This is a genomic window from Pseudorhodoferax sp. LjRoot39 (assembly GCF_964253035.1).
Lineage (GTDB): Bacteria > Pseudomonadota > Gammaproteobacteria > Burkholderiales > Burkholderiaceae_C > Pseudorhodoferax.
The window spans coordinates 1,411,832-1,438,086 of sequence record NZ_CAXUQL020000001.1; the positions used below are offsets into that span (position 1 = coordinate 1,411,832).

The following is a 26,255-nucleotide window of genomic DNA, read 5'->3' on the forward strand; positions in this document are numbered from 1 at the left end:
CCGCCCATGTCCATCCAAGCACCGACCACCCTCGATCCGAACGCCGGCCTGGCCGCGCTGGAGCAGCGCCTTGCCGAGGACCTGCTGTTCCTGGGCCTGCCGCCCAAGGGCTGGGTGCCGCCGCGTACCGCAGACGGGCAGCCGGTGCTGGACGTGGTCGTCATCGGCGGCGGCCAGGCCGGGCTGGCCGCGGCCATCGGCCTGGCGCACCAGGGCATCGCGGCCGTGGTGCTGGACCGGGCCGAAGCGGGCTTCGAAGGCCCCTGGGCGACGACGGCGCGCATGGAGACGCTGCGCTCGCCCAAGGAGCTCGTGGGTCCGGCCATGGGCCTGCCGGCGCTGACCTTCCGCGCCTGGTTCGTGGCGCAGTTCGGAACAAAGGACTGGGAGGCGCTGGACAAGATCCCGCGCCTGCAGTGGATGGACTACCTGCGCTGGGTGCGCCGCGTGATGGGCGTGGACGTGCGCAACGGCACGGCCGTGACCGACATCGCGCCGCGCGCCGATGGCCTGGTGCGCCTGGCGCTGCGCACGGCCGCTGGCGAGGGCAGCCTGCTGGCGCGCCGCGTGGTCGTGGCCACCGGCCGCGACGGCCTGGGTGGTCCGGCGCTGCCGGCCTTCCTGCAGGGCCTGCCGCGCACGCTGTGGGCGCATTCGTCCGACCCCAACGACTACGCGGCGCTGCGCGGCAAGCGCGTGGCCGTGGTCGGCGCCGGCTCTTCGGCCATGGACAGCGCGGCCACCGCGCTGGAGATGGGCGCCGCCAGCGTGGACCTGTTGATCCGCCGTACCGACCTGCCGCGCGTGAACAAGAGCAAGGGCTCCATCGTGGCCGGCCTCACGCACGGCCACCACGACCTGCCCGACGCCGACAAGTGGCGACTGCGCCAGTACATCAACGCCACCCAGGTGCCGCCGCCGCGCGGCAGCACGCTGCGCGTCTCGCGCAACCCCAACGTGCGCTTCCTGCTGGGCTGTCCGGTGCAGACCGTGCAGGCGCAGGGCGACGGCCTGGTCGTGCGCACGCCCAAGGGCGAGCTGGCCTATGACTTCCTGATCGTCTCCACGGGCTTTCTGATCGACTGGGGCCGCCGGCCCGAGTTCGCGCACATCGCGCCGCACATCCGCATCTGGTCCGAGCGCTACCAGCCCCCGGCCGCGCTGCACGACCAGGAACTGGCCGATTCGCCCGTGCTGGGCCCGGCCTTCGAGTTCCAGGAGAAGGCGCCCGGCAACTGCCCCGGCCTCGCGCACGTGCACTGCTTCTGCTACCCGGCCACGCTGTCGCACGGCGCGCTGGCCGGCGACATCCCCAACATCAGCGACGGCGCACGCAGGCTGGCGGCCGGCATCGCGAGCCACTTGTACCGCGAAGACTTCGAACACCACTTCTCCAACCTGCAGGCCTACGCCGAGCCCGAACTGCTGGGCGACGAGTGGGTGCCTGCCGAACTGCCGGCCGCCGTGCCGGTGTGACCTTTCCGCCCCCCCCTCAGAAAGACAAGACCGACATGACCTCTTCCGAGACTGTGCCCCTGGACGTGATCGACCAGGCCGTGCCGCTGGCCGCAGGCGATGCGCTTTACGCGCTGCGCCGCCAGCGCCCCAAGATCGTCGACGCCACACAGGGCAGCTATGCCGGCATGTTCGCGCCCACGGTGGCCGGCGTCTCCGTGGTCGAGCGCCTGCTGATCGCGTTGCACGCCTGCCATCTGAGCGGCGCGGCCACGCTGGCCGCCCACTACCGCGCGCGGCTGCAGGCCGAGGGTGCGGATGCGGCGCTGGTCGCGGCGGCCGAGGGCGGTGCGGGCGCATCCGATGCCCGCGTGGCCACGCTGCTGGCCTTCACGGCCAAGCTCATCGTGCGCCCCATCGAGGGCGACCGCAGCGCCGTGCAGTCGCTGGCCGACGCCGGCCTGGCGCCGGCTGCCATCGTCGCCGTGGGTCAGCTGATCGCCTTCCTGTCCTACCAGATCCGCGTGGTGGCCGGCCTGCAGGCGCTGGCCGCAGCCGGTGCCGGCGGCCCGGCGACCCCTCGGCCGCCCGAGGCGCGCGGCGGCAGCACCGTGGCCAGCCCGATCCGCATCCGTGGCTTCACCAACGAGGTGCTGGACTGGACGCCCTGGGCCGAGCCGGTGCGCCTGGACGAAGCCACGCCCGAGCAGATGGCTGCCCTGCACGAGATGAGCCCCACGGCCAAGGACCAGGCCTACTTCCGCCTGCTGGCGCACCAGCCGGAGATGCTGCTGCAACGCTCCATCGCCTTCAACGCCATCATGTTCGCGCCGGGCGGCATGCCGCGGGCCGAGCGCGAACTCGGCGCCACGGTGGAATCGCGCCTGAACGGCTGTGTCTACTGCGCCTCGGTGCACGCCCAGCGCTTCGAGCAGCTGGCCAAGCGCAACGACGTGATCGTGCAGCTGTTCGAAGACCCGGCCACGGCCGGCACCAGCGCGCGCGAAAAGGCCATCGTGCAGTTCTCGGCCAAGCACGGCCTGGCGCCGGCCGAGCTCGGCGCGGCCGACGTGCAGGCCCTGCGCGCGGCCGGCCTCACCGACGGCGAAACGCTGGACCTGGTGCACGCCGTGGCGCTGTTCGCCTGGGCCAACCGGCTCATGCTGAACCTGGGCGAACCCATCCACCAAGACGGCACCCCGGCCGAGAAGGCACGCCTGTGATCCGCTACACCGCAGAGCATTTCTGGGTCCGCCTCGAAGCAGGCGGCACGGCCGTGGCCGGCATCACGCGCCATGCGCAGGACACGCTGGGCGACATCGTCGTGGTCGACGTGACGGCCAGTGGCCGGCAGGCCGAGAACACCGTCATCGGCGTGGTCGAGTCGGTCAAGACCGCCTCGGACCTGCACATGCCGCTGGACGCCGAGATCACCGAGGTCAACGCCGCGCTGGCCGACAACCCGGCCCTGGTCAACGAGGATCCGATGGGCGCGGGCTGGATGCTGCGCCTGGCGGGCGTGGACGAAGCCCGCTTCGCGGCGCTGCTGGACGAAGCGGCCTACGACGCGCTGACCGGGGGCTGATCTCAGTTACCAACGGCGCAGGCGCGCCACCCGCAGCGCACGAAACCGGCTCGCAGGCAGATGCTCCGAAGGCCGCGGAGCAGGCCATGTCAGCGGACGCCGCGGATCTGGCTCTGCCAGGCCGCTGGCGGCGCCCCCTTGAGGGGGGATGGGATTTCTACACGCAGTGAGAAATCCAAACGGGGGTGTTTGCTTCTCAGCCCAGCGCGGCCTCGACGGCCAGGGCCACGGCCGCGAGCCGCGCGTCGTCGCCGCGCACCGACGACAGCATCAGGCCCGCAGGCAATTCGCCCGCCTCGTGGCAGGGCAGGCTGAACGAACAGCCGTCCAGGAAGTTGATCGCGAAGGTGTTGCGCAGCAGCATGCCGTTGGCCTGGAAGAATGCCTCGTCGGTGGCGAGCGATTCGATCGAAGGCGCGGCGATCGGCACCGTGGGGCACAGCAACGCGTCGAAGCCCTGCAGCGCGCCCTCCATGCGCGCGATCCAGTCGGCGCGGCGGTGCTGCATGGTGATGTAGTCGGCCGCGCTCACGGTCATGCCGAGTTCGATGCGGGCGGCCACGCGGCTGTCGTAGTCGGCGCGGTGCTCGGCGATGGTCGCGCGGTGCACGGCCGCGGCCTCGATGGGCGAGAAGCCGCCCGGCGCGTTGATCTGGGCCACCTCGGCCAGCTCGGCCAGCGTGATGTCGACGACCTGCGCGCCGGCCGCCGAGAGCTTGGACACCGCACGCTGGAAGGCACGTGCCGTGGGCCGGTCGATGCCGTCGAACATCAGCGTGCTCGGCACCGCCAGGCGCAGGCCTTGCAGCGGGCGGCGGCGCACCGCGAGCGGCGCATCGGCCAGCACGGCATCGGCCACCAGGCAGTCCTCCACCGAATGCGCCATGGCGCAGACCGTGTCCAGCGTCTGCGACAGCGGAAAGGCGCCCGTGCGCGGCGTGCGCGATTGGGTGCTCTTGAAGCCCACGATGCCGCACAGCGCGGCCGGGATGCGGATCGAGCCGCCCGTGTCCGAACCCAGGCCGACGACCGCCAGGCCCAGCGCCACCGAGACGGCCGCGCCCGAGGACGAACCGCCCGGAATGCGCGCGATGTCCGGATCGGCCGGGTTGCGCGGCGTGCCGTAATGCGGGTTGATGCCCACGCCCGAGAACGCGAACTCGGTCATGTTGGTCTTGCCGACGATGGCCGCGCCCTGCGCGCGCAGGCGTTGCACGGCCACGCTGTCCTTGGCGGCGGGTGCGGCGCCGCGCCGCACGATGCTGCCGGCCAGCGTGGTCTCGCCGGCCACGTCGTACAGGTCCTTGATGGAGACCGGCAGGCCGGCCAGCGGCGCCAGCTGCACGCCGGCCTTGCGCGCGGCATCGGCATGGCGCGCGGCGGCCAGGGCGGCGTCGGTGTAGAGCCTGGTGAAGACATGCTCGGCGGAAGGCAGCTTGGCGCCCTCCAGCGTTTGCATGACGATGGCTTCGTGGGAGGCGTTGCCGGCGTCGAGCCGGGCGCGCATGGCGGCGATGCGTGCTGGGGTGGGCATGGAGACGTGCTCGAAAAGCGTTGCGGTGGGCACTGCATGAACAGTGCCAGGTGGCGTGGCGCCGGTCAGGCCACCACCGGCAGGCACTCCACCGTGTAGCGGTGCGTGAGGCGGCGGCCGAGCCGTTCGTCGACGAGCGCCATGGTAAAGGTGTTCGCCGGGCGGATGCCGCCGATCACCGCCACGGTGCCGCAGCTCATGGCCATGCCCTCGGGCAGCTGCGGCTGGCCGGTGTGGCGCTGCGCCAGGTCGTGCACCGTGCGCAGGCTGTCCAGGGTGCCGTCCTGGTAGCTCACCTCGCGCCCGTCCTCGACGATGGTGGAGACGATGCGCAGGCTGTCCCAGTGCGGCAGCACCTCGTCCAGCGGCCAGGCTTCGCGCGCCACGGGCTTGGCGCAGAGCTGCTTGGACAGTGCCACGCTGTGCGCCTCCAGCTTGCGGTCGGTGTGGTCGGAGGTCAGGCTCACATAGCTGCGGCCGGCATGGCTGAACAGCAGCACCTCGACCTCGCCGGAACTGTCCGGTCCCGCGACCTGCACCGTCTCGGCCTGGGTCAGCTGGTTGGCCGCCACGCGGTAGAACAGCGGCACGGCCGAGGGGCGCGGCACGCCGATGGCGGCCAGCTCCTCGATGTGGTGCTCGATGGCGGCGGCGTCGCGCCCGGCCCAGCCGGCGATGACGAAGTGGTCGATGTCGACGGTCAGCGGGCTGGATGCGCCGGCCGCGGCGATGGAAAAGGTCAGTTGCATGGGATGGCGGGGAGAAAAAGGGGAGGTCAGCCGAAGATGCGGGGCAGCCACAGCGCGAGGTCGGGGGCCAGCGCCAGCAGTGCGATCACCACGAACAGCGCCACCACGAAGGGCAGGGCGCCGACGATGACGGCCTGGATCGAGCCGCTCTTGCGCAGGCTCTGCACGACAAACAGGTTCAGGCCCACGGGCGGTGTGATCAGTGCGGTCTCCACCAGCACGATGATCACGATGCCGAGCCAGATCGGGTCGAAGCCCAGCGCCGTCATGATGGGCGCGACGATGGGGATGGTGGTGATCATCATGGACAGCGTCTCCATGAAGCAGCCCAGGATCACGTAGAACACCACCATCGCCACCAGCATGGCCATGGGCGGCCAGCCCAGGCCGGACACGCTGCTGGTGATGGCGTCGGTCAGGCCGATGGCCGACATCACGAAGTTCAGGAAGCCCGCGGCGATGACGATGAGCATGATCATCGCGGTCGAGCGCATGGTGTTCTCGGCCACCTCGCGCAGCATCTGCCAGGACACGCGGCGCGCGGCCAGCGCCAGCACCAGCGCGCCGACCACGCCCAGTGCCGCCGCCTCGGTCGGCGTGGCCAGGCCGGCGTAGATGGAGCCCACCACCAGGATGAAGATGGCCAGCGGCGGCAGCAGGTGCACCAGGCTGGCGAAGCGCTCGCGCCAGCTGGCGCGCACGGGCTCGCCGCCCCAGGCCGGCCGCCACAGGCAGGCGGCCACGATCACCGCCATGAACAGCAGCGCCGCCAGGATGCCGGGCAGGATGCCGGCCAGGTACAGCTTGGGCACCGAGGTGTTGGTCAGCACGCCGTAGATGACCAGGTTGATCGAGGGCGGGATCAGGATGCCCAGTGTGCCGCCGGCGGCGATGCTGCCCAGGAACAGCGGTTCGTTGTAGCCGAAGCGCTTGATCTGCGGCAGCGCCACCGTGCCCACCGTGGCGGCGGTGGCCACGCTGGAGCCCGAGGTGGCGGCGAACACCGTGCTGGCGCCGATGTTGGCGTGCATCAGCCCGCCCGGCAGCCAGCTGAGCCACTTGGCCATGGCCTCGTACATGCGCTGGGCGAAGCCGGCGCGCAGCAGGATCTCGCCGAGCATGACGAACAGCGGAATGGCCACGAGCAGGAACTCGTTGCTCGAACCCCAGGCCATCTCGCCCATGGCGCGCGCGAGCGGCAGGGACGAGTACAGCGGTTCGAGGATCAGGCCGAGCAGGCCCAGGGCCGCACCCACGGGGATGCACACGCCCAGCAGCACCAGCAGCAGGACCAGGGCGACGCCGACCATGCCCATCACGCACGCTCCGCAGCGACCAGGCGCTCGCCTTCGGCGGCGCCTTCCTCGGCCTCTTCGACGGCCGACTTCATGCCCGCCACCGCGCGCAGCGTCTCCCAGTCGCCCGTCACCAGCGCCGTGCTGGCGCGCAGCAGCATCAGCGCCAGCACCAGCACGAACCAGAACAGCCCGGCCAGCCACAGCAGCTGCGGGATCCACAGCGGCGTGCCCAGCGGCGTGTTGGCCGTGGAGTTGGCGGCCCAGGAGGTCTGCAGCACGTCGCTGGCGTACCAGGCCAGGCAGACCGCGAAGCCGCCCAGGCTGGCCAGGGCCAGCCAGTCGAGCACGGCGGCGATGCGCGTGGGCAGGTACTGGTAGAGCACGTCGATGCGCACGTTGGCACGCTCCAGCGCGGTGAAGGCCAGCGCCCAGGTGACGCTGATCGCGAAGGCGTAGCCGGACAGCTCGTCGGCGCCGCCCAGGCTGTGGCCGAACAGGCGGCGCACGATGACGTCGTAGGTCACCAGCAGCACGCTGGCGCCGGTCAGCGCGGCGCCGGCCCAGACTGCGGCGCGCGACAGCGTGCGCGCCAGCGCCAGGCCGCGCCCGAGCAGTGAGGCGCCGTAGGGGTGGGAGAGGGAGTCCATGGGTTCAGCGTGCAGCCGTGGCGCGGGTCGTGCGGTGCTTACTTCTTCGCCACCACGCCCAGCGTCTTGCCGATCGTGCCGTTGAAGTCGTTCACGCAGGCGGCCGAGCAGCGCTGCGCCCACTTGGCGACGACCTGCTCGCTGACCTGCTTGAGCAGCGCCTTGTCCTTGTCGGAGGGCGTCACCAACACCATCTTGCCCTTCACGGGCTGGGTGCAGGCGGCCGCGCCGGTGTTGCAGTCGTAGCCCTCTTGCGTTTGCTTGGCGGCGGCGTCCCAGATGGTGTTGACCAGGCCGTCCACCTCGGTCTGCAGGAACTTCTGCAGCGCCGGGTCGTATTTGGCCCAGGTCGCGCCGTTGACGGCGTGGACCTGCTGGTTCCAGTTGATGGGCAGGGCCAGCAGGTGGGTCGCCACCTCGTACCACTTGGCCGAGTAGCCCGACAGCGAGCCGGTGATGGCGCAGTCGACCACCTTGTTCTGCATCGCCGGCACCACGTCGCCGAAGGCCATGGTCACGCTGGCGCCGCCCAGGGCCTCGATGAAGTCGGCCTGGGTGCGGCTGCTGGTGCGCACCTTCTTGCCCTTGATGTCGGCCAGGCCCTTGATGTCCGCATGGCAGAACAGCACCTGCGCGGGGTAGGTCGAGATGCCCAGCAGCTTGACCTTGTTGCCCTCGCCGTAGGTCTTGGCCAGCACCGGCTCGAACGCGTCGGTCAGCGTGCGTGCGGTCTTCACGTCGGTCGCGAGGCCGGCCAGGTCGATGGCCTCGTTGATCGGGTTGTCCGAGGCGAAGTACGACAGCGTGGCGGTGCCGTACTCGATCACGCCGCTGCCCAGCAGGCGCAGCAGCTCGGGGCCCTTCATGCCCATTTCGTTGAAGCCCTTGATCTCGGCCGTGACCTGGCCCTGGCTCTTCTCGGCGATGGTCTTGGTCCAGAACGGGCGCTCGTAGTCCTGGTAGGCCGTCAGGTTGGACAGGCCCCCCGTGACCTTCAGATGGGTCTTGGGCAGGGTCTGGGCCGATGCGGCACCGGCCAGCAGGGCGGTGGAGAGTGCGGCGGCGAAGGCGTGGCGAAGCTTCATGGTGGTGGATCCTGGGGAGGTGGGCGGAAGGGGCGGGGGACGTCAGAGTACGGCGAGCTGGTGGTCGCGCCAATCGGTCACCAGCATGTGGCCGGGCGCGTGGGTGATGCAGAACGGCAGCCGGGCGGCCTCGACGACGGCCTGGGGTGTGACGCCGCAGGCCCAGAACACGGGCAGCTCGCCATCGGCGATGTCGACGGCATCGCCCCAGTCGGGCTGCAGCACGTCGGCGATGCCGATGCGGCCGGGATCGCCCAGGTGCACGGGCGCGCCGTGCGCACCCGGAAAGCGCGAGGTGACCTGCACCGCGCGGATGGCATCGGGCGCCTTCAGCGGGCGCATGGACACCACCAGCGGTCCGTGGAACGGGCCGGCGGCCGCGGTCGGAATGTCGGTGCGGAACATGGCCACGTTGCGGCCCTGGGCCACATGGCGCAACGGCACGCCGGCCTGCAGCAGCGCCGTCTCGAACGTGAACGAGCAGCCGATCACGAAGCTGACCAGGTCTTCGCGCCAGAGGGCGCCGATGTCGGTGGGCTCGTCCACGGCCACGCCGTCGCGCCAGACCCGGTAGCGCGGCACGTCGTGGCGGATGTCCACGTCCTCGCCCAGCGTGGGCAGGAACGGGTCGCCGGGCTCGGACACGGCCAGCAGCGGACAGGGCTTGGGATTGCGCTGGCAGAAGCGCAGGAAGTCGTCGGCCTGCGCGCGGGGCAGGATGGCCAGGTTGCCCTGCACATGGCCGGGCGCCATGCCGGCCGTGTGGCCGGTGTGGGCGCCACTGCGGATCAGGCGGCGTGCGGTGCGGCCGTCGGGGGCCAGTTCGGCAAGCGGGTGGAGCATGTCAGTAGTAGCTGGTTTCGAACAGCACGCAGCCCGCGCGTGTGGTGAACGGGCCGTGCAGCGCGCCGGGCGGCCGGCAGGCGAAGGTGTAGGCGCCGAAGCTTTCGCCGCCCTGGCCCTCGGCATCGCAGCCGACCACGAAGTCGCCTTCGACGATGAAGACCTCCTCGTGGAAGTCGTGCACGACCGGGCGGTCGATCAGCGCGCCGGCCGACCAGCGGGCCAGCCGCGTGCGCGAGCCGGTGCCGGTGGCGGGGTCGAGGTTGTCGGCCAGCACGATCTCCTCGATGCGGCCGGCCGTGGCGGGCACGGGCTGCCAGGCCGCATCGCTGCGGTCGATGGCGAAGAATTCGCGGTGCAGTTTGGGCAGGGTGGTTTGGCTGGGGGAGGGCATGGGGGCGCAGTGTTGTCGCGCCCCCGACCCCGGTCAAACGGGAAATTCTTGTGCCGGTCCAACAGATTTGCTGATGGCACTGCGCTGGCGCAGGGAGCGCCCCAGGCTGGGGATCGGCATGCCCCGCCGGGGTGCGGGAAAGTCCCTGTGCCGGGCTGGCTCAGTTCGCGAGGATGTCCGGCCGGCTCGCCGCGACGAAGTCGTCGCTGGCCGATTGCGCCATCGCCACCAGCGCCTCGGCCATGGGCGAGGCCGGCTCCATGCGGAAGCTGGCGACCACCGGGAGCGGGATCGGCCGGGGTTCCACGTCGAGCAGCACCAGGCGGCCCTGTTCCAGGTCCTGCTGGATCGCGCCGATGGGCAGCAGCGCCGCGCCGAAGCCCGAACGGGCCATGTCCACCATGGCGCCCAGCGAGGAAAAGTAGCTCACGCGCAGGTTGGCCACACCGGCCGTGTTCTGCGCGATGTTGCGGTACACGCTGGATTCGCGGTGGAACGAGATGATGGGGTGCTGCGCGATGTCGGCGAACGAGAGCTGCGTGCGCGTCGGAAAGCTCAACGCCCGTGCCGGGCTGGCGGCCCATCCCATCGCGAAGTTGGCCAGCCGCCGGTTGTCGATGAAGCCCTGCGTGATCTCTTCCGACAGGATGGCGCAGTCCAGCGTGCCACGCAGCAGTTCGTCGCGCAGCCTCGGTGTGATGTCGGAGATCAGCTCCAGCGTGGCGTTGGGGTAGCGCTCGGCAAAGCGCGAGAGCAGCGCGGGCAGCCAGGTGTGCGCGATGGTCTCGATCACGCCGATGCGCAGCATGCCCGCGAAGGTCTCGGGCTGGCCCATGGCGGCCATCATGCGGGCCTGCAGCTCGATCATGCGCTCGGCATGCGGCATCAATTCGGTGCCGTGCCGGTTCAGCATCACGCCACGGTGCTCGCGCTCGAACAGGCGCACGCCGAACTGCTCTTCGAGCGTGGCGATGCGGCTGGAGATGCCGGCTTGCGTGGTGTGCAGCTTCTCGGCCGCGGCCTTGAAGCTGCCGAGCCTGGCTACCCAAACGAAGGCTTCGAGGAAACGCACGTTCATGGCGGCAGGGCGGGAAGGCGGGGAAGGGGGCGCCAAGCTTAGCGGAATGTGTCCGCCCGCTGGTCAGTGGTAGTCCTCTTCGCGCTGGTGCCGGACCGCCAGCACGACCACGCGCGAGGCACCAGCGATCTCGTACAAGGCCACGTAGCCAGTGGCGCCGAAGGGGATGATCAACTCGCGCCGGGTCGGGCTGGCGCCTACTTTGCGGAAGATGTAGGGCGTGGTGGCCAATCGGTCCAGTGCGGCCGAGCGGATGGCCTGCATGGCGGCGTCGGCCCGGTCCAGGTCTTCGAGGGTCTGGGCGCTGTCCAGCAGAAAGTCGAAGAGGCGCGCCAGATCGTCGTCAGCCTGCGGGCTGAACAACACCTCGAAGCTCACTGAAGCCCCCTTCGGCCTGCGCCCTGTTTTCCCGAGGGGGAGCGAGCTTGCTTGGGGCGGCCCGGCGCTGCGCTCATCCGCCCAATTGTTTGCGTCTGGCGTCCAGGCGGGCCTGCAGCTTGCCGAGGACTTGTGCGGCCGGGAGGGCTTCGCCGGTGCGCTGGAAGTTCTCCCAGGCCACCTGCCCGCGCACCAGGAAATCGGTCTGTGCCTGGCGCACTTCGACGGCACGGCGCACGGAGGCTTCGACGAACTCCGACAGCGTCTCATCCGGTCCCAGCACGGACTCGAGCTGGGCGCGCAGGCCGGGGTCCACGCGCACCTGGGGAATGACGGCGGTTTTCATGGGCGCAGTGTATTGCGTTTGGATTGCAGGCACAGGGGGCCGCGCAGCAGAGATCCCGTGGCACGCCACTTGCATCTCATCATGTACACATGATTGGATGCCTTAAAGTGGTGCAACTCAAGACCCCTCTCTCCGCTGCCGACGCCGCGTTGGCTCGGCCGGAGAACGCCTGGATCTCGCGCGCCGACCAGCCCGTGCAGACGGCGGCCAGTGGCCCGCTGGCCGGGCTGGCGTTCGCGGCCAAGGACAACATCGACGCCGCCGGCTTCATGACCACTGCCGCGTGCCCGGCCTTCGCCTACCGGGCCGAGCGCAACGCCAAGGTGGTGCAGCGCCTGCTCGATGCTGGTGCCGCGCTGCATGGCAAGACCAACCTGGACCAGTTCGCCTGCGGACTGAACGGCACGCGCTCGCCCTATGGTCCGGTGCCCAATGCGATCGACCCGGCCTATGTCTCGGGCGGCTCCAGCTCCGGCTCGGCCCATGTGGTGGCCACCGGCGCGGTCGACTTCGCGCTGGGCACCGACACGGCGGGCTCCGGCCGCGTGCCGGCCGGGCTCAACAACATCGTCGGCATCAAGCCCAGCAAGGGCCTGCTCAGTGCGCGTGGCGTGGTGCCGGCCGCGCAGAGTGTGGACTGCGTGTCGATCTTCGCGCGCACCGTGGCCATGGCCGCGCGCGTGCTGGCCGTGGCCCAGGGCTACGATGCCGAGGACCCGTACGCACGCCGCCTGTCTCTGGCCACCGCGCCGCTGCCGGACGCGTTCCGTTTCGGTGTGCCGGTCCCGCTGGAGTTCCATGGCGATGCGTTGGCCGAGCAGGCCTTCGCCGATGCCATCGAACGCCTGCGCGCACTCGGCGGCACGCCCGTGGCGATCGACTACGCACCGCTGGCCGGCGCTGCCGCGCTGCTGTACGACAGCGCACTGGTGGCCGAGCGCTATGCCGCCGTGCGCGGCTTCGTCGACCGGCACGAGGACCAGATCGTCGAGCCCGTGCGCAGCATCCTGCTGGCCGGCAAGGGCTACAGCGCGGCCGACCTGGTGGACGCCCAGACCCGGCTTCGCGCCTTCGGCCAGCAGGCCGCTGCCATGTGGGACGGCATCGACGTGCTGCTGGTGCCCACCGCGCCCACGCACTACACGGTAGCCCAGATGCAGGCCGACCCGGTGGCGCTGAACCGCAACCTGGGTGCCTACACCAACTTCGTCAACCTGCTGGACTACGCCGCGATCTCGGTGCCCAGCAGCCTGCGGCCCGACGGGCTGCCGTTCGGCATCACGCTGATCGGCCCCTGCGGCAGCGACTGGCAGCTGGCCGACCTGGGCCAGCGCTACCACCATGCCACCGGGCTGACGCTGGGTGCCACCGGTGAGCCGCTGCCGGCACCGGTGCCCATCGCGGCGCTGCAGCCGGTGGCCACGGTGGACGTGGTGGTCGTCGGCGCCCACCTGTCGGGCCTGCCGCTCAACAGCCAGCTCACCGAGCGCGGCGCCTGGCTGCTGCGCGTCGGCGAGACCGCGCCCGACTACCGCTTGTTCGCGCTGCCCGGCACCGTGCCGCCCAAGCCCGGGATGCTGCGCGTGGCGCCAGGACAGGGGCAGCGGATTGCCGTGGAAGTCTGGCGCATGCCCGCCACCGCCTACGGCAGCTTCGTCGCGCTGATCCCGCCGCCCCTGGGCATCGGCACCGTGCAACTGGCCGACGGCAGTGCGGTGCAGGGCTTCGTCTGTGAACCCCTGGCCCTGGAGGGCGCGCAGGACATCAGCCATTTCGGCGGTTGGCGCGCGTTCCTGCGCGACCGCGTAGCCGCTTCCTGATCCTTGACCCATTGCCCTTGCAGGAGAGAACCATGCTGAACCGACCCGTTTCCCCGTCCCCGGCCCGCCGCCGCCTGCTCCAGACCGCCAGCGCCTCGGCCGCGCTGGCCGCGCTCGGCGCGCCCCTGGCCGTGCACGCGCAGGCCGGCCCCAAGATCCGCATCGGCTACTGGCCCATCGCGGCCGGCCTGCCGTTCTATGCGGCCGTGGAGCTGGGCTACTTCAAGGAGGCCGGCTTGAACGTCGAGCCGCTCAAGTTCGCCGGCGCCCAGCAGATCATGGAGGGCATGCTGTCCGACCGTGCCGACGGCAGCGCCAACGGCACGGGCTCGGCCAACATCGCCATCGGCGAGATCGCCGCGCCGGGCAGCTTCAAGATCTTCTGCTCCAACCCCAGCAACGCCAAGCATGTGCTGGACGAGGTGATCGTGCCCGTGGGCAGCACGGCCAAGGTGATGGCCGACCTCAAGGGCAAGCGCGTGGGCTCGGGCCCGGGCATCCAGAACGTCACGCTGGCCAAGACCGTGCTGGAGCGCGGCGGCGCCAGCGGCGTGACCGTGGTCGAGCTGCCCATCGGCCAGCATGTGGCGGCGCTGGCGGCCGGCCAGCTGGACGGCTGCTACACGCTGGAGCCCACTGGCACCATCGGCCGCCTGAACGGCACCACCCGCGTGCTGGAGTCCGGGGTGATCGCCAGGTATGTGCTGGGCGACCCGATGGCGCCGTGGTTCGGCGGTTCGGCCTCGTTGACCTCGGCCTTCATCAAGAAGAACCCGGCCGAGGCGAAGAAGTTCATCGCCGCCTACGCCAAGGGCGTGGCCTACGTGCGCAGCAAACCCGACGAAGCGCGCCAGTACCTCAAGGGCTACACCGCCATCGAAGGCCCGCTCACCGGCGAGGTGCCGCTGGCCGCCTACATGCTGTACGACGAGTTCAAGCCGGCCGACGTGGCGCACTTCCAGAAGTTCTTCGACCTGTTCAGCGAGAAGGGCATCTTCTCCTCGCGGCTGATGGTCGAGACCATGCTCTACAAGGGCTGAGCACCATGGCCGCCACCTCCCCCGTCGCCAAGCCCTGGGCGCCGCCGGCCGCCCAGGCCCAGACCCGCGCCCCCAGGCCGTCGATGTGGGACAAGGCGCTGCCCTGCATCGGCCCCATCGTGCTGTTCATCCTGTGGGACCTCGTGGTGCGCACCGGCATGATCAAGGCGTTGCTGCTGCCGCCGCCGCTCGATGCACTGGGCGCGCTGGTCAAGGGCCTGTGGGGCGGGCCGCTGTTGACGGACTTCGCCGTCACCGTGTGGCGCACCTTGCAGGCCTTCCTGATCGCCGCGGTCATCGGCATGCCGCTGGGCGTGCTGCTGGGCAGCAACGAGCGCGCCTACCGCAGTGTGGAGTTCCTGATCGACTTCTTCCGCTCCACGCCCAGTTCGGCGCTGATCCCGCTGTTCCTGATGATCTTCGGCGTGTCCGACGTCAACAAGATCGCCATCGCGGCCTTCGGCGCCTTCCTGATCGTGGTGTTCAACAGCGCCTACGGCGTCATCAACGCGCGCAAGCAGCGCGTGATGGCGGCCAGGGTCATGGGCGCCACGCGCTGGCAGGTGTTCAAGGACGTGCTGGTGTGGGAGAGCCTGCAGCCCAGCTTCGTCGGCCTGCGCTCGGCGGTGTCGATGGCGCTGGTGATCGTGATCGTGGCCGAGATGTTCATCGGCGCGGATTCGGGCCTCGGAAACCGCATCATCAATGCGCAGCAGGTCATGAACGTGCGCGACATGTATGCGTCCATCCTCGCGGCGGGTGCGCTCGGCTACGCACTCAACATCCTGTTCCTGGTGCTGGAACGCAAGATCGTGCATTGGAGCGGACGATGAATGCTGTCCTGAACGCCCCCGTGTTTGCCGACGTGCCCAAGCCGGCCTTCCAGCCGGGCCCGGCCGGCACCCACATCACCATCCGCGGGCTGACCAAGTACTTCGCGGGCTGGCCGCTGTACGAGAACTTCGACCTGGACATCCCCAAGCACAAGATCGTCTCGGTGTTCGGCCCCAACGGCTGCGGCAAGAGCACGCTGATCAACATGATCGCGGGGCTGATCCCCATCGATTCGGGCGAGATCCTGTTCGATGGCAAGAGCCTCAAGGACACCAAGATCGGCTACGTGTTCCAGAACTACCGCGAGGCGATGTTCCCGTGGATGCGCACCATCGACAACATCGCCTACCCGCTCAAGCTGGCCGGCAAGAGCAAGGCCGAGGTGGACCGGCGCATGGCCGAGCTGGTGGCCAGCTTCGACGTGAAGTTCGACCTGAATCGCTACCCCTACGAGATGTCGGGCGGGCAGCAGCAGACGGCATCGATCATGCGGGCACTGGCGCCCAATCCCGAGGTGCTGTTCCTGGACGAGCCGTTCTCGGCACTGGACTTCGAGATGACCCTCTTCATCCGCGAGAAGCTGCAGGAGGTGTTCATGCAGACCGGCACCACCATGCTGCTGGTCTCGCACGACCTGGAAGAAGCGGTGTACCTGGCCGACGAGGTGCTGCTCTTGACCAAGCGGCCGACCAAGGTGGCAGAGATCTTGCCCTACAACGATCCGCGCCCGCGCACGGTGGAGACGCTGAGCCAGCCCAGCTTCATCAGCGCCAAGAAACTCAGCCTGGAGATCTTCCAGCGCGAGGTGCGGCGATGAGCGCACGCGGCGAGGGGCCCCGCTCGCGGGGATCGACGCCAGCGCGAACGCCGCTGGCCACCGAGTGCGCGACCTGTGAATGCGCCGCGACCCGACGGAGATGGCGGCGCTAGCGCTGTGAGAAGGAGCCCAAGTTGACACCGCAGGAAATCGAAGCCTACGTGGACGCCGTGGCGCCCGCGCTGGGCCTGAAGCTGGACCCGATGCACCGCCCCGGCGTGCTGCAGTTCCTGGCCTTGGCGGCCGGCATGGCCGACACCGTGGACCGCGTGCCGCTGGCGCCGTACGACGAGGTGGCCGTGCACTTCACGCCCATCGCGCCCGAGGATCTGGCATGACGGCGGCCGAGCTGCTGCGCGGCGACGCCGCAGGCATGGCCGCTGCCGTGCGCGCCGGTGCCGTCAGCGCCACGGCGCTGGCCGAGGCCAGCCTGGCGCGCATCGCCGCCACCGACGGCCGCGTCAACGCCTTCACCGATGTGGTGCGCGAGCGTGCACTGGCACGGGCCGCAGCGCTCGATGCCGGCGCTGCCCAGGCGGCGGCGCTGCCGCTGCTGGGCGTGCCCTTCGCGGTCAAGAACCTGTTCGACATCGCCGGCCTGCGCACGCTGGCCGGCTCGAAGATCGAGCGTGACAGCGCGCCCGCCAGCGCCGACGGCGCGCTCGTGCAGCGCCTGGAGGCGGCCGGTGCCGTGCTCGTGGGCGCGCTCAACATGGACGAGTACGCCTACGGCTTCACGACCGAGAACAGCCACGAGGGGCCGTGCCGCAATCCGCACGACCTGAACTGCATTGCCGGCGGCTCCTCGGGCGGCTCGGGCGCGGCCGTGGCGGCCGGGCAGGTGCCGATCACGCTGGGCTCGGACACCAATGGCTCGATCCGCGTGCCGGCCTCGCTGTGTGGCGTGTTCGGCTTGAAGCCCACCTTCGGCCGGCTGCCGCGCAGCGGCAGCTACCCCTTCATCTCCAGCCTGGACCACCTGGGGCCGTTCGCGCGCTCGGTGCGCGACCTGGCGCTGAGCTACGACGCGATGCAGGGCCCGGAGCAGGGCGCGCTGCGCGACCCGGGCTGCGCGCAGCGCGTGGCCGAACCCGTCACCCCGCTGTTGGGCCACGGCATCGCCGGCCTGCGGATCGGCGTGCTGGGCGGCTGGTTCGCGCACAACGCCCTGCCCGAGGCGCTGGCCGCCGTGGGCCGCGTGGCCGAGGCGCTGGGTGCGCGCGACCGCGTCGAGCTGCCGCTGGTGGAAGAGGGCCGGGCCGCGGCTTTCCTGGTCACCAATGCCGAGGCCGGTTCGCTGCACCTGCAAGACCTGCGCTTGCGCGCGCAGGACTTCGAGCCGCATTCGCGCGACCGTTTCCTGGCCGGCGCGCTGCTGCCGGCCGCCTGGGTGGCGCGCGCGCAGCGCGTGCGCCGGCGCTATGCCGAGGCTGTGGCGAAGGTGTTCACGCAGTACGACCTGCTGCTGGCGCCTTCCACGCCCTGTGCGGCCACGCCCATCGGCACCGAATGGCTCACGCTGGGTGAACGCCGCCTGCCACTGCGGCCCAGCATGGGTTTGCTGACGCAGCCGATCTCGTGCATCGGCCTGCCCGTGTGCGCCGTGCCGGTGTGGGACGCGCACCCGCGCCTGCCCATCGGCGTGCAATTGATCGCGGCACCGTGGCGCGAGGACATCACGCTGCGTGCTGCGGCTGTGTTGGAAGGCCTGGGTGTGGTGCGAGCGCCTGTCGCACCCTTGGCATGACGCGGTGTGTCGTTCCGGGGTGGCGAGTGGGGGCGCGAGACCGCGCCGACGGTGTGCCCTCCTCCGCGAATGTCCCCCGCCCCGGGCCGCCTGCGGCCCTGGCGGGGGACATTCGCGGAAGGGGCCACCTGGTGGCCTCGGCCCACGCGCAACCCTAGCCACGCACCCCAAGCAGCCCAACGCAGAACCGAACCATGACCCAAGACATCAACCTCCCCGACGTGCTGGCCGAAGTGACGGCCGCGTTCGCCCAGTACGAAGACGCCCTCGTGCACAACAAGGTCGAGGTCCTGGACGCACTGTTCTGGAACAGCCCGCACACCTTGCGCTACGGCGCTGGCGAGAACCTGTACGGCTACGAGGCCATCCAGGCCTTTCGCGCCGGCCGTCCGGCGCAGGGCCTGGCGCGCACGGTCACGCGCACCGCCATCACCACCTACGGCCGCGATTTCGCCACCACCAACATCGAGTTCCAGCGCGAAGGCAGCCCACGCATCGGCCGCCAGAGCCAGACCTGGCTGCGTCTGCCCGAGGGTTGGCGCGTGGTGTCCGCGCACGTGAGCCTCATGACCTGAGACGGTGCGCAACGCGGCGTCTCGACAGGCACGCTATTTGCGTCCATTCATGTATTCAAGTTGAAGTTCAAGACCACCGCACTGCTTTGATGCAGCTTCCAACCCCGACCGCAATTGGAGTCAGCCCCATGGACCAGATGAACCGCCGCACATCGCTCAAGACCCTCGCCGCCGTGGGCGCCACCGGCGCGCTGGGCGGCCTGCACGGCCTCGCCGCAGCGCAGGCGCCTTTGACGATCGGCGTGATCTACGTCGGCCCGCGCGACGACTACGGCTACAACCAGGCCCATGCCCAGGCCGCGGCCGAGGTCAAGAAGATGCCCGGCATCAAGGTGGTCGAAGAGGAGAACGTGCCCGAGACCGCTGCCGTGCAGAAGAGCATGACCGGCATGATCGCGCAGGACGGCGCCAAGCTGCTGTTCCCCACCTCGTTCGGCTACTTCGACCCGCACCTGCTGGCGCTGGCCGCCAAGTACCCCGACGTGCGTTTCTCGCACTGCGGCGGCATGTGGACCGAAGGCAAGCACCCCAAGAACGCGGGCAGCTTCTTCGGCTACATCGACGAGGCGCAGTTCCTGAACGGCGTGGTCGCCGGCCACTTGAGCAAGAGCGGCAAGATCGCCTTCGTCGCGGCCAAGCCCATCCCGCAGGTGCTGCGCAACATCAACGCCTTCACGCTGGGTGCACGCTCGGTCAAGCCCGGCATCACCTGCAGCGTGATCTTCACGGGCGACTGGTCCATGGCCGTCAAGGAGGCCGAGGCCACCAACAGCCTGGCCGACCAGGGCTGCGACGTGTTCACCATGCACGTGGACGGGCCCAAGGTCATCGTCGAAACCGCGGCCAAACGCGGCAAGATGGTCTGCGGCTACCACGCCAGCCAGGCCAAGCTCGCGCCGCAGGCTTACCTCACGGGCGCCGAGTGGAACTGGATCACGGCCTACAAGACCATCATCGACGCGGCCCGCACCGGCAAGCCGCACCCCAACTTCCTGCGCGGCGGCATGAAAGAGGGCTTCGTCAAGATGTCGGCCTACGGCCCGGCCGTGACCGACACCGCCAAGAAGCAGGCCGACGAGACGAAGGCCAAGATGATCGCGGGCCAGTTCGACATCTGGAAGGGCCCGCTCAAGGACAACAAGGGCAAGGAGGTCATCGCCGCCGGCCAGGTGCACAAGCAGACCGACCTCACGCTCGAAGGCATGAACTACCTGGTCGAAGGCGTGCAAGGCTCGTTCTGAAGCCATGAACGCGCTCGCCAAGGACATCGGCCTGCCGGTGGCCGCCATCGCCGCGGCGCTGCTGCTGTTCGGCCTGTTCGTCGCCTTCGCCGGGGTCGACCCGGTGGAGGTCTGGACGCTGCTGTTCAAGGGCGCGTTCGGCGACTGGTTCAGCTGGCAGAACACGCTGCAGCGCGCCGCGCCGCTGATGCTCACGGCCCTGTGTGTGGCCATCCCTGCGCGCGCCGGTCTCGTCATCATCGGCGGCGAGGGTGCGCTGGTGCTGGGCGGCCTGGGCTGCGCGGCGCTGCCCTACCTGATGCCGCTGCCGGCCAACGCCATCGGCACGGTGCTGGTCTGCGCCGCCGGGGCCGTTTGCGGTGCGCTGTGGATCGCGCTGGCGGGCTGGCTGCGCCAGTACCGCGGCATCAACGAGACCATCAGCAGCCTGCTGCTGGCCTACGTGGCCATCGGCCTGTTCAAGCACCTCGTGGAAGGCCCGCTGCGCGACCCGGCCAGCCTGAACAAGCCGTCCACGCTGCCGTTGGACGAGGGCATGCGCATCGGCGGCATGGGGGGTTCGGACGTGCACTGGGGCCTGGCCATCGGCGTGGTCGCCTGCCTGGTCTTGTGGGTCTGGCTGCGCAGCACGGCCTCGGGCTTCTCGGTGCGCGTGGTGGGCGGCAACCCGCGCACGGCGCAACTGGTCGGCCTGCCGGCCTCGAAACTGATCATCGCGGCCTGCGCGCTGGGGGGCGCCTGTGCCGGCCTGGCTGGCGCGGTGGAGGTGGCGGCCGTGCACACCAATGCCAACGCATCGATCATCGCGGGCTACGGCTACGCCGGCATCCTGGTGGCCTTCATGGCGCGGCACAACCCGCTGGCGATCATCCCGGTGGCCATCCTGTTCGGCGGCTTCGGCGCGGCCGGCAGCCTGCTGCAGCGCCGCGTGGGCCTGCCCGACGCCTCGGTGCTGGTGCTGCAGGGCATCGCCTTCGTGCTGATCCTGGCCAGCGAGGCGCTGCGCCATGTGGATGGCAAGGTGGTGCTGGGCAAGCTTTTCGCGCGGCCGTACGAGGAACTCGAGCACCGGCCGGCGCCGGGCAACTTGCAAGGAGCACTGGCATGACCGCCGACCAATGGCTCGCGCTGTTCGCCGCCATCCTCGGCGGCGCGCTGCGCGTCGGTGTCCCCTTCCTGTTCGTGAGCCTGGGCGAATGCCTGACCGAGAAGGCCGGCCGCATCAACCTGGGGCTCGAAGGCGTGCTCGTGCTGTCGGCCATGGCGGCCTTCGGCGGCGCCTGGTGGAGCGGCTCGCCCTGGATCGGCGTGCTGGTCGGCGCCCTCGTCGGCGCGCTGCTGGCCACGCTGCACGGTGTGCTGTGCTCGCTGCAGGGCGTCAACGACGTGGCCACCGGCATCGCGCTGATGCTGCTGGGCATGGGCCTGGCGTTCTACCTGGGCAAGCCGCTGATCCAGCCGCAGGCGCCGCAGCTGCCGGCCATCCCGCTCGGGAGCTGGAGCGATTCGCCGGTGGTGCAGGCGGCGCTGCAGATCAACGCGCTGCTGCCCGTCGGCATCGTGCTGGCCGTGGCGCTGTGGTGGGCCTTCGGCCGCACGCGCGCCGGCCTGCTGGTGCGGCTGGCCGGCGACTCGGCCATGGCCACCAAGGCCCTGGGCTACTCGGTCAACGGCATCCGCATCGCGGCCACGGCGGCGGGCGGGGCCATCGCCGGCCTGGGCGGGGCCTCGCTCACGCTGTTCTACCCGGGCAGCTGGAACGAGGGCATCTCCAGCGGCCAGGGCCTGATCGCCGTGGCGCTCGTGATCTTCGCGCGCTGGAGCCCGCTGCGCTGCGTGGGCGCGGCGCTGCTGTTCGGCGGCGCGGGCGCCATCGGGCCGGCCATGCAGTCCATCGGCGTCTCCTGGGGCTACCACCTGTTCAACACCGTGCCCTATGTGCTGACGCTGCTGATCCTGGTGATCACCTGCAAGCCGGGCGCCGTGGCCGTGGGCAGCCCGGGCGAACTGTCGTCCGCACGATGAGAGGAATGATGCGATGAGTGGACTGGGTGGATTGAACAAGTCCAGGGCCGGCGTGGTGCTGGGCCTGGTGCAGCTGCAGCTGCCGGTGGTGGTGACCCCTGCGGACCTCGCGGCGCAGACGCGGCGCATCTGCGAACTGGTGGGCAAGGCGCGCCGCAACATGGCGACCATGGACCTCGTGGTGTTCCCCGAGTACGCGCTGCACGGCCTGTCCATGGACACCAACCAGCAGATCCTGTGCACGCTGGACGGGCCCGAGGTGGCGGCTTTCCAGGCGGCCTGCGTGGAGCACCGCATCTGGGGCTGCTTCTCCATCATGGAGGCCAACCCGGGCGGCAACCCCTACAACAGCGGCCTGATCATCGACGACACCGGTGCCATCCGGCTCTACTACCGCAAGCTGCACCCCTGGGTGCCGGTCGAGCCCTGGGAGCCGGGCAACCTGGGCGTGCCGGTCTGCGAGGGGCCGAACGGCGTCAAGCTCAGCCTCATCATCTGCCACGACGGGATGTTCCCCGAGATGGCGCGCGAGGCCGCGTACAAGGGGGCGGAGGTGATCCTGCGCACAGCAGGCTATACCGCGCCGATCCGCCATGCCTGGCGCATCACCAACCAGAGCAACGCCTTCCAGAACCTGGCCTATACGGCCAGCGTGTGCATGTGCGGCAGCGACGGCACCTTCGACTCCATGGGCCAGGCCATGTTCTGCAGCTTCGATGGCACGGTGATGGTCGAAGGCGGTGGTCGGCCCGACGAGATCGTTACGGCCGAACTGCGGCCCGACCTCGTGCGCGAGGCGCGCGCGGGCTGGGGCGTGGAAAACAACCCCTACCAGCTCTGGCACAGGGGCTATGTGGCGGTGCAGGGCGGCGCGCAGGACTGCCCGTACACGTTCATGCAGGACATGGTGGCGGGGCGCTACCGCCTGCCCTGGACCGACACGGTGGAGGTGACGGACGGTAGCTCCTGCGGCTTCGCGCCGCCGACGCGGAGCTACCAGGGAGCCGAAGCCCCTCCCGTGGCCTTGAAGAAGGTGGCATGACATGACACGCCAAGTCCAAGCCAACCCCTACGCCTGGCCCTTCGATGCCAGCCTGCGGCCCGACAACACGGCGCTCATCGTCATCGACATGCAGACCGACTTCTGCGGCAAGGGCGGCTATGTGGATGTGATGGGCTACGACCTGTCGCTGACCCAGGCGCCCATCGCGCCGATCCAGCGGCTGTTCGAAGTGATGCGCCCGCTGGGCTACACCATCGTCCACACGCGCGAAGGCCACCGGCCCGACCTGTCGGACCTGCCGGCCAACAAGCGCTGGCGCTCGCGCCAGATCGGCAAGGATGGCCTGGGCATCGGCGACGCGGGGCCCTGCGGCCGCATCCTGGTGCGCGGCGAGCCGGGCTGGGAGCTGATCCCCGAACTCGCACCGCTGCCGGGCGAGATCGTCATCGACAAGCCCGGCAAGGGTTCGTTCTACGCGACCGACCTGGAGCTGGTGCTGCGCACGCGCGGCATCGTGAATCTGATCCTCGTCGGCATCACGACCGACGTGTGCGTGCACACCACCATGCGCGACGCCAACGACCGCGGCTTCGAATGCCTGCTGCTGTCGGACTGCACCGCCGCCACCGACCCGGCCAACCACCAGGCCGCCTTGAACATGGTCACGATGCAGGGTGGCGTGTTCGGCGCGCACAGTACATCGACGGCGCTCATCGAGGCCTTGCAAGCATGATCGCCCCCCTCAACGCACGTCCCGCAACCGAAGGTGCCCTGGCGCTCGAAACCTACCAGCTGACCAAGCGCTTCGGCGCCTTCACGGCCATGGACCACGTGAGCATGCGCGTGGACGCCGGCAGCGTGCACGCGCTGCTGGGCGAGAACGGCGCGGGCAAGAGCACGCTGGTCAAGTGCGTGGCCGGCTTCCAGCAGGCCGAGGAGGGTGCCATCCTCATCGACGGCCGCGAGCGCGACATCGCCAACCCCATCGTCGCGCGCGCCCTGGGCATCGGCATGGTCTACCAGCACTTCACGCTGGCGCCCGGCATGACCGTGGCCGAGAACCTGCTGCTCGCCGGCGGCGACACGCCGGCCGTGATCGACTGGAAGGCCAAGCGCGCCGAGCTGGACGCATTCCTGCAGACCACGCCGTTCCGGCTCGACCTCGATGCGCGCCCGGCCGAACTGGCCGCGGGCGAGAAGCAGAAGCTCGAACTGCTCAAGCAGCTGTACCTGAAACCGCGCCTGCTGATCCTCGACGAACCGACCTCGGTGCTGACGCCGCAGGAGGCCGACGAGGTGCTGGGCCATGTGCGCGCGTTCGCGCAGAGCGGGCAGTGCACCGTGCTCATCATCACGCACAAGTTCCGCGAGGTCATGGCCTACACCGACGCCGTGACCGTGTTGCGCCGCGGCAAGGCCGTGCACCACTGCCGCGTGGCCGAGACCGATCCGGCGCGGCTGGCCGCGGCCATGATGGGCGAGGCCGCCGCGCCGGCCGAGGTGCTGCAGACCGAAAGCGGCGCCGCCGCACGCCGCGCCGTGCCAGCCGATGCGCGCGTAGCGTTGCAGCTGCAGGGCCTGAGCGCCATGGGCGACCGTGGCACCCTGGCCGTGCACGCCGTCGACCTAGCCGTGAAGAGCGGCGAGATCCTGGGCGTGGCCGGCGTCTCGGGCAACGGCCAGCGCGAACTCGTCGAGGCCCTGGTCGGCCAGCGCCCGCGCCATGCCGGCAGCGTGCGCGTGATGGGCGAGCCCTATGCCGCGCGCCGCAGCGAGAACACGCGCCTGAAGCTGCGCAGCCTGCCCGAGGAGCCGCTGCGCAACGCCTGCGTGGGCGATCTCAGCGTGGCTGAGAACATGGCCTTGCGCGACTACGACGCGCCGCCGCTGTCGGCCGGCGGCTGGCTGCGCTTCGGCCAGTGGAAGAGCCGCGCACGCGCCTGGATCCAGGAGTACGGCGTGAAGACCCGGGGCGAGGGCGCGCCGATCAAGAGCCTGTCGGGTGGCAACGTGCAGCGGGCCGTGCTGGCGCGCGAACTGGCCGGCGACATCAACGTGCTGATCGCCGCCAACCCGGTGTTCGGGCTGGACTTCGCCGCCGTGCGCGAGATCCACGGCCGCATCGTCCAGGTGGCGGGCAAGGGCGGCGCCGTGCTGCTGGTCAGCGAAGACCTGGACGAACTGCTGGCGCTGTCGGACCGCATCGTGGTCATGAGCGAAGGCCGCATCGTCTACGAAACCCCGGCCGCCAGCGCAGAGCGCCAGGTGCTGGGCGCCCACATGGGAGGAGGCCACTGATGCAAAGCAACGTGCGCGAGATCCGCAGCCTGGCCGTGCAGGCCCAACCCTTCGACTTCACGTTCGACCTGGCGACCAGCGCATTGGTCATCATCGACATGCAGCGCGACTTCATCGAGCCCGGCGGCTTCGGCGCCAGCCTGGGCAATGACGTGGCGCTGCTGGGCGCCATCGTGCCGGCCTGCCGGCGCACGTTGCAGGCCTGGCGCGCGGCCGGTGGTTTGGTGCTGCACACGCGCGAGGCGCACCGGCCCGACCTGCGTGACTGCCCGCCCGCCAAGCGCCTGCGCGGCAACCCCAGCCTGCGCATCGGCGACGTGGGCCCGATGGGCCGTGTGCTGGTCAGCGGGGAGCCGGGCGTGGAGATCATCCCGGCGCTGGCGCCGTTGCCGGGCGAGATCGTGGTCGACAAGCCGGGCAAGGGCATGTTCCACGGCACGCCCGTGCAGAACCTGCTGCAGCAGGCCGGCATCCGCTCGCTGGTGTTCATGGGCGTCACCACCGAGGTCTGCGTGCAGACCAGCATGCGCGAGGCCAACGACCGCGGCTACGAATGCCTGGTGCTGGAGGACTGCACCGAGAGCTACTTCCCGCAGTTCAAGGCGGCGGCCCTGGAAATGATCCGGGCGCAGGGCGGCATCGTCGGCTGGACGGCCACCAGCGCCCAGCTGCTGGCGGCCCTGCATTCGGAGTAAGGTAGCGCCTTTCACCATCCCGGCTCCACGCACTCCGTGCCTCCCAACGTTTCCAAGAAGCCCCCGGCCGCACAGGCCGCCGCATTCCGCTCGCGCGCCGACGAGGTCTACGAACAGCTCAAGCGCGACGTGGCCGACTTCCAGCTCGTGCCGGGCGACCGCTTCACCGAGAACGAGATCAGCGAGCGGCTGGGCGTGTCGCGCACGCCGGTGCGCCAGGCGCTGTTCCGGCTGCAGCAGGAAGGGTTCGTCGAGGTGCTGTTCCGCTCGGGCTGGCGCGTGCTGCCCTTCGACTTCGACCAGTTCGAGCAGCTCTACGACCTGCGCATGGTGCTGGAGACCACCGCCATCCACCGGCTCTGCGAGGACGCGGTGCGCGTGGACCACGCACTGCTCGACGCGCTGGCCGCGATCTGGTTGGCGCCGGTGGCCGAACGCAGCAGCGACATGGCCCAGGTCTCGCAGTGGGACGAGCAGTTCCACTGCCAGATCGTCGCAGCGGCCGGCAACGCCGAGATGGCGCGCGTGCACCGCGAGGTGACCGAGCGCATCCGCATCATCCGCCGGCTCGACTTCACGCAGCAGCTGCGCATCGACGCCACCTACGACGAGCACGCCAAGATCTTGAAGGCCGTGCAGCGCAAGCGCGGCGACCAGGCCGCGATGCTGATGCGCGCCCACATCGAGACCAGCCAGGCCGAGGTGCGCAAGATCACGCTGCACCAGGTGCATCTGGCGCGGCAGGGGGGGTACGGGCCGCGCTGAGCC

At 70.2% G+C, this 26,255-nt stretch carries 28 protein-coding genes; 18 read left to right on the plus strand and 10 right to left on the minus strand.

The genetic code is table 11. The features are described 5' to 3' along the window. The first annotated feature begins 6 nt into the window (after window positions 1–6). Genes ACSQ4M_RS06690 through gcvH form a run of 3 tightly spaced genes read left to right on the plus strand, consistent with a single transcriptional unit; the run spans window position 7 to window position 3,040 of the window. Complete coding sequence (locus tag ACSQ4M_RS06690) at window positions 7–1,476, plus strand: NAD(P)-binding domain-containing protein (RefSeq protein ID WP_436188817.1); 1,470 nt, start codon at window positions 7–9, stop codon at window positions 1,474–1,476. A 35-nt stretch (window positions 1,477–1,511) separates the two neighbouring features. Further along, entirely contained in the window at window positions 1,512–2,678 is a 1,167-nt protein-coding gene (locus ACSQ4M_RS06695; RefSeq protein WP_436188818.1) for a CMD domain-containing protein, read from the plus strand. Then, on the plus strand, window positions 2,675–3,040 hold the full coding sequence (gene gcvH, locus ACSQ4M_RS06700) for a glycine cleavage system protein GcvH (RefSeq protein ID WP_436188819.1): 366 nt from the start codon (window positions 2,675–2,677) through the stop codon (window positions 3,038–3,040). Before ACSQ4M_RS06695 ends, gcvH begins: the two co-directional genes overlap by 4 nt. A gap of 196 nt (window positions 3,041–3,236) precedes the next feature. Here the strand turns inward: gcvH and ACSQ4M_RS06705 are convergent, their stop codons facing one another. The 10 genes from ACSQ4M_RS06705 to ACSQ4M_RS06750 all read right to left on the minus strand — a co-directional run bounded on the left by ACSQ4M_RS06705 (window position 3,237) and on the right by ACSQ4M_RS06750 (window position 11,392). Beyond that, window positions 3,237–4,574 (minus strand): amidase, encoded by a 1,338-nt coding sequence (locus tag ACSQ4M_RS06705; protein WP_436188820.1) that lies wholly within the window; start codon window positions 4,572–4,574, stop codon window positions 3,237–3,239. 65 nt (window positions 4,575–4,639) lie between these two features. Beyond that, the gene (locus ACSQ4M_RS06710; protein WP_436188821.1) at window positions 4,640–5,323 is read right to left on the minus strand and encodes a DUF2848 domain-containing protein; all 684 of its coding nucleotides are present in this window, start codon (window positions 5,321–5,323) and stop codon (window positions 4,640–4,642) included. 26 nt (window positions 5,324–5,349) lie between these two features. Then, a complete protein-coding gene (locus ACSQ4M_RS06715; protein ID WP_436193974.1) occupies window positions 5,350–6,633 on the minus strand; it encodes a TRAP transporter large permease in 1,284 nt (427 codons plus the stop codon). A 5-nt stretch (window positions 6,634–6,638) separates the two neighbouring features. Beyond that, on the minus strand, window positions 6,639–7,268 hold the full coding sequence (locus tag ACSQ4M_RS06720; protein ID WP_436188822.1) for a TRAP transporter small permease subunit: 630 nt from the start codon (window positions 7,266–7,268) through the stop codon (window positions 6,639–6,641). A gap of 38 nt (window positions 7,269–7,306) precedes the next feature. Next, a complete protein-coding gene (locus ACSQ4M_RS06725) occupies window positions 7,307–8,353 on the minus strand; it encodes a TRAP transporter substrate-binding protein (protein ID WP_436188823.1) in 1,047 nt (348 codons plus the stop codon). A gap of 42 nt (window positions 8,354–8,395) precedes the next feature. Beyond that, window positions 8,396–9,196 carry a putative hydro-lyase gene (locus ACSQ4M_RS06730; RefSeq protein WP_436188824.1) on the minus strand — a complete coding sequence of 267 codons (801 nt, stop codon included), beginning with the start codon at window positions 9,194–9,196 and terminating at the stop codon, window positions 8,396–8,398. A gap of 1 nt (window position 9,197) precedes the next feature. Then, on the minus strand, window positions 9,198–9,590 hold the full coding sequence (locus ACSQ4M_RS06735) for a cupin domain-containing protein (RefSeq protein ID WP_436188825.1): 393 nt from the start codon (window positions 9,588–9,590) through the stop codon (window positions 9,198–9,200). Window positions 9,591–9,750: 160 nt separating this feature from the next. Continuing rightward, a complete protein-coding gene (locus tag ACSQ4M_RS06740) occupies window positions 9,751–10,668 on the minus strand; it encodes a LysR family transcriptional regulator (RefSeq protein ID WP_056671470.1) in 918 nt (305 codons plus the stop codon). Window positions 10,669–10,731: 63 nt separating this feature from the next. Beyond that, on the minus strand, window positions 10,732–11,046 hold the full coding sequence (locus tag ACSQ4M_RS06745; RefSeq protein WP_436188826.1) for a type II toxin-antitoxin system RelE/ParE family toxin: 315 nt from the start codon (window positions 11,044–11,046) through the stop codon (window positions 10,732–10,734). 73 nt (window positions 11,047–11,119) lie between these two features. Next, complete coding sequence (locus ACSQ4M_RS06750) at window positions 11,120–11,392, minus strand: YlcI/YnfO family protein (RefSeq protein WP_436188827.1); 273 nt, start codon at window positions 11,390–11,392, stop codon at window positions 11,120–11,122. Window positions 11,393–11,481: 89 nt separating this feature from the next. Between ACSQ4M_RS06750 and atzF the strand changes: the two genes are divergently transcribed. The 15 genes from atzF to ACSQ4M_RS06825 all read left to right on the plus strand — a co-directional run bounded on the left by atzF (window position 11,482) and on the right by ACSQ4M_RS06825 (window position 26,252). Beyond that, window positions 11,482–13,212 carry an allophanate hydrolase gene (gene atzF / locus ACSQ4M_RS06755; protein WP_436188828.1) on the plus strand — a complete coding sequence of 577 codons (1,731 nt, stop codon included), beginning with the start codon at window positions 11,482–11,484 and terminating at the stop codon, window positions 13,210–13,212. 32 nt (window positions 13,213–13,244) lie between these two features. Further along, window positions 13,245–14,252 carry an ABC transporter substrate-binding protein gene (locus ACSQ4M_RS06760; protein WP_436188829.1) on the plus strand — a complete coding sequence of 336 codons (1,008 nt, stop codon included), beginning with the start codon at window positions 13,245–13,247 and terminating at the stop codon, window positions 14,250–14,252. Between the two features lie 5 nt (window positions 14,253–14,257). Beyond that, window positions 14,258–15,085 (plus strand): ABC transporter permease, encoded by an 828-nt coding sequence (locus ACSQ4M_RS06765; protein WP_436188830.1) that lies wholly within the window; start codon window positions 14,258–14,260, stop codon window positions 15,083–15,085. Continuing rightward, complete coding sequence (locus tag ACSQ4M_RS06770; protein ID WP_436188831.1) at window positions 15,082–15,903, plus strand: ABC transporter ATP-binding protein; 822 nt, start codon at window positions 15,082–15,084, stop codon at window positions 15,901–15,903. The genes ACSQ4M_RS06765 and ACSQ4M_RS06770 overlap by 4 nt, the downstream gene beginning before the upstream one ends. Before the next feature lie 134 nt (window positions 15,904–16,037). Then, complete coding sequence (locus tag ACSQ4M_RS06775; RefSeq protein WP_436188832.1) at window positions 16,038–16,241, plus strand: DUF4089 domain-containing protein; 204 nt, start codon at window positions 16,038–16,040, stop codon at window positions 16,239–16,241. Further along, window positions 16,238–17,650, plus strand: a complete 1,413-nt coding sequence (locus tag ACSQ4M_RS06780) for an AtzE family amidohydrolase (protein ID WP_436188833.1) — start codon at window positions 16,238–16,240, stop codon at window positions 17,648–17,650. The genes ACSQ4M_RS06775 and ACSQ4M_RS06780 overlap by 4 nt, the downstream gene beginning before the upstream one ends. Before the next feature lie 194 nt (window positions 17,651–17,844). After that, window positions 17,845–18,225: an oxalurate catabolism protein HpxZ gene (gene hpxZ, locus ACSQ4M_RS06785; protein WP_436188834.1), complete on the plus strand. Its 381-nt coding sequence runs from the start codon at window positions 17,845–17,847 to the stop codon at window positions 18,223–18,225. 128 nt (window positions 18,226–18,353) lie between these two features. Next, window positions 18,354–19,466, plus strand: a complete 1,113-nt coding sequence (locus ACSQ4M_RS06790; protein WP_436188835.1) for a BMP family ABC transporter substrate-binding protein — start codon at window positions 18,354–18,356, stop codon at window positions 19,464–19,466. A gap of 4 nt (window positions 19,467–19,470) precedes the next feature. Continuing rightward, window positions 19,471–20,574: an ABC transporter permease gene (locus ACSQ4M_RS06795; RefSeq protein WP_436188836.1), complete on the plus strand. Its 1,104-nt coding sequence runs from the start codon at window positions 19,471–19,473 to the stop codon at window positions 20,572–20,574. Then, window positions 20,571–21,491, plus strand: a complete 921-nt coding sequence (locus ACSQ4M_RS06800) for an ABC transporter permease (RefSeq protein ID WP_436188837.1) — start codon at window positions 20,571–20,573, stop codon at window positions 21,489–21,491. Before ACSQ4M_RS06795 ends, ACSQ4M_RS06800 begins: the two co-directional genes overlap by 4 nt. Window positions 21,492–21,504: 13 nt before the next feature. Continuing rightward, entirely contained in the window at window positions 21,505–22,533 is a 1,029-nt protein-coding gene (locus tag ACSQ4M_RS06805; protein ID WP_436188838.1) for a formamidase, read from the plus strand. 1 nt (window position 22,534) lies between these two features. After that, window positions 22,535–23,227 carry a biuret amidohydrolase gene (gene biuH, locus ACSQ4M_RS06810; RefSeq protein ID WP_436188839.1) on the plus strand — a complete coding sequence of 231 codons (693 nt, stop codon included), beginning with the start codon at window positions 22,535–22,537 and terminating at the stop codon, window positions 23,225–23,227. Beyond that, entirely contained in the window at window positions 23,224–24,792 is a 1,569-nt protein-coding gene (locus tag ACSQ4M_RS06815; protein WP_436188840.1) for an ABC transporter ATP-binding protein, read from the plus strand. Before biuH ends, ACSQ4M_RS06815 begins: the two co-directional genes overlap by 4 nt. Further along, complete coding sequence (locus ACSQ4M_RS06820) at window positions 24,792–25,487, plus strand: cysteine hydrolase family protein (RefSeq protein WP_436188841.1); 696 nt, start codon at window positions 24,792–24,794, stop codon at window positions 25,485–25,487. The genes ACSQ4M_RS06815 and ACSQ4M_RS06820 overlap by 1 nt, the downstream gene beginning before the upstream one ends. A gap of 36 nt (window positions 25,488–25,523) precedes the next feature. Then, complete coding sequence (locus tag ACSQ4M_RS06825; RefSeq protein ID WP_436188842.1) at window positions 25,524–26,252, plus strand: GntR family transcriptional regulator; 729 nt, start codon at window positions 25,524–25,526, stop codon at window positions 26,250–26,252. Window positions 26,253–26,255 lie beyond the last annotated feature (3 nt).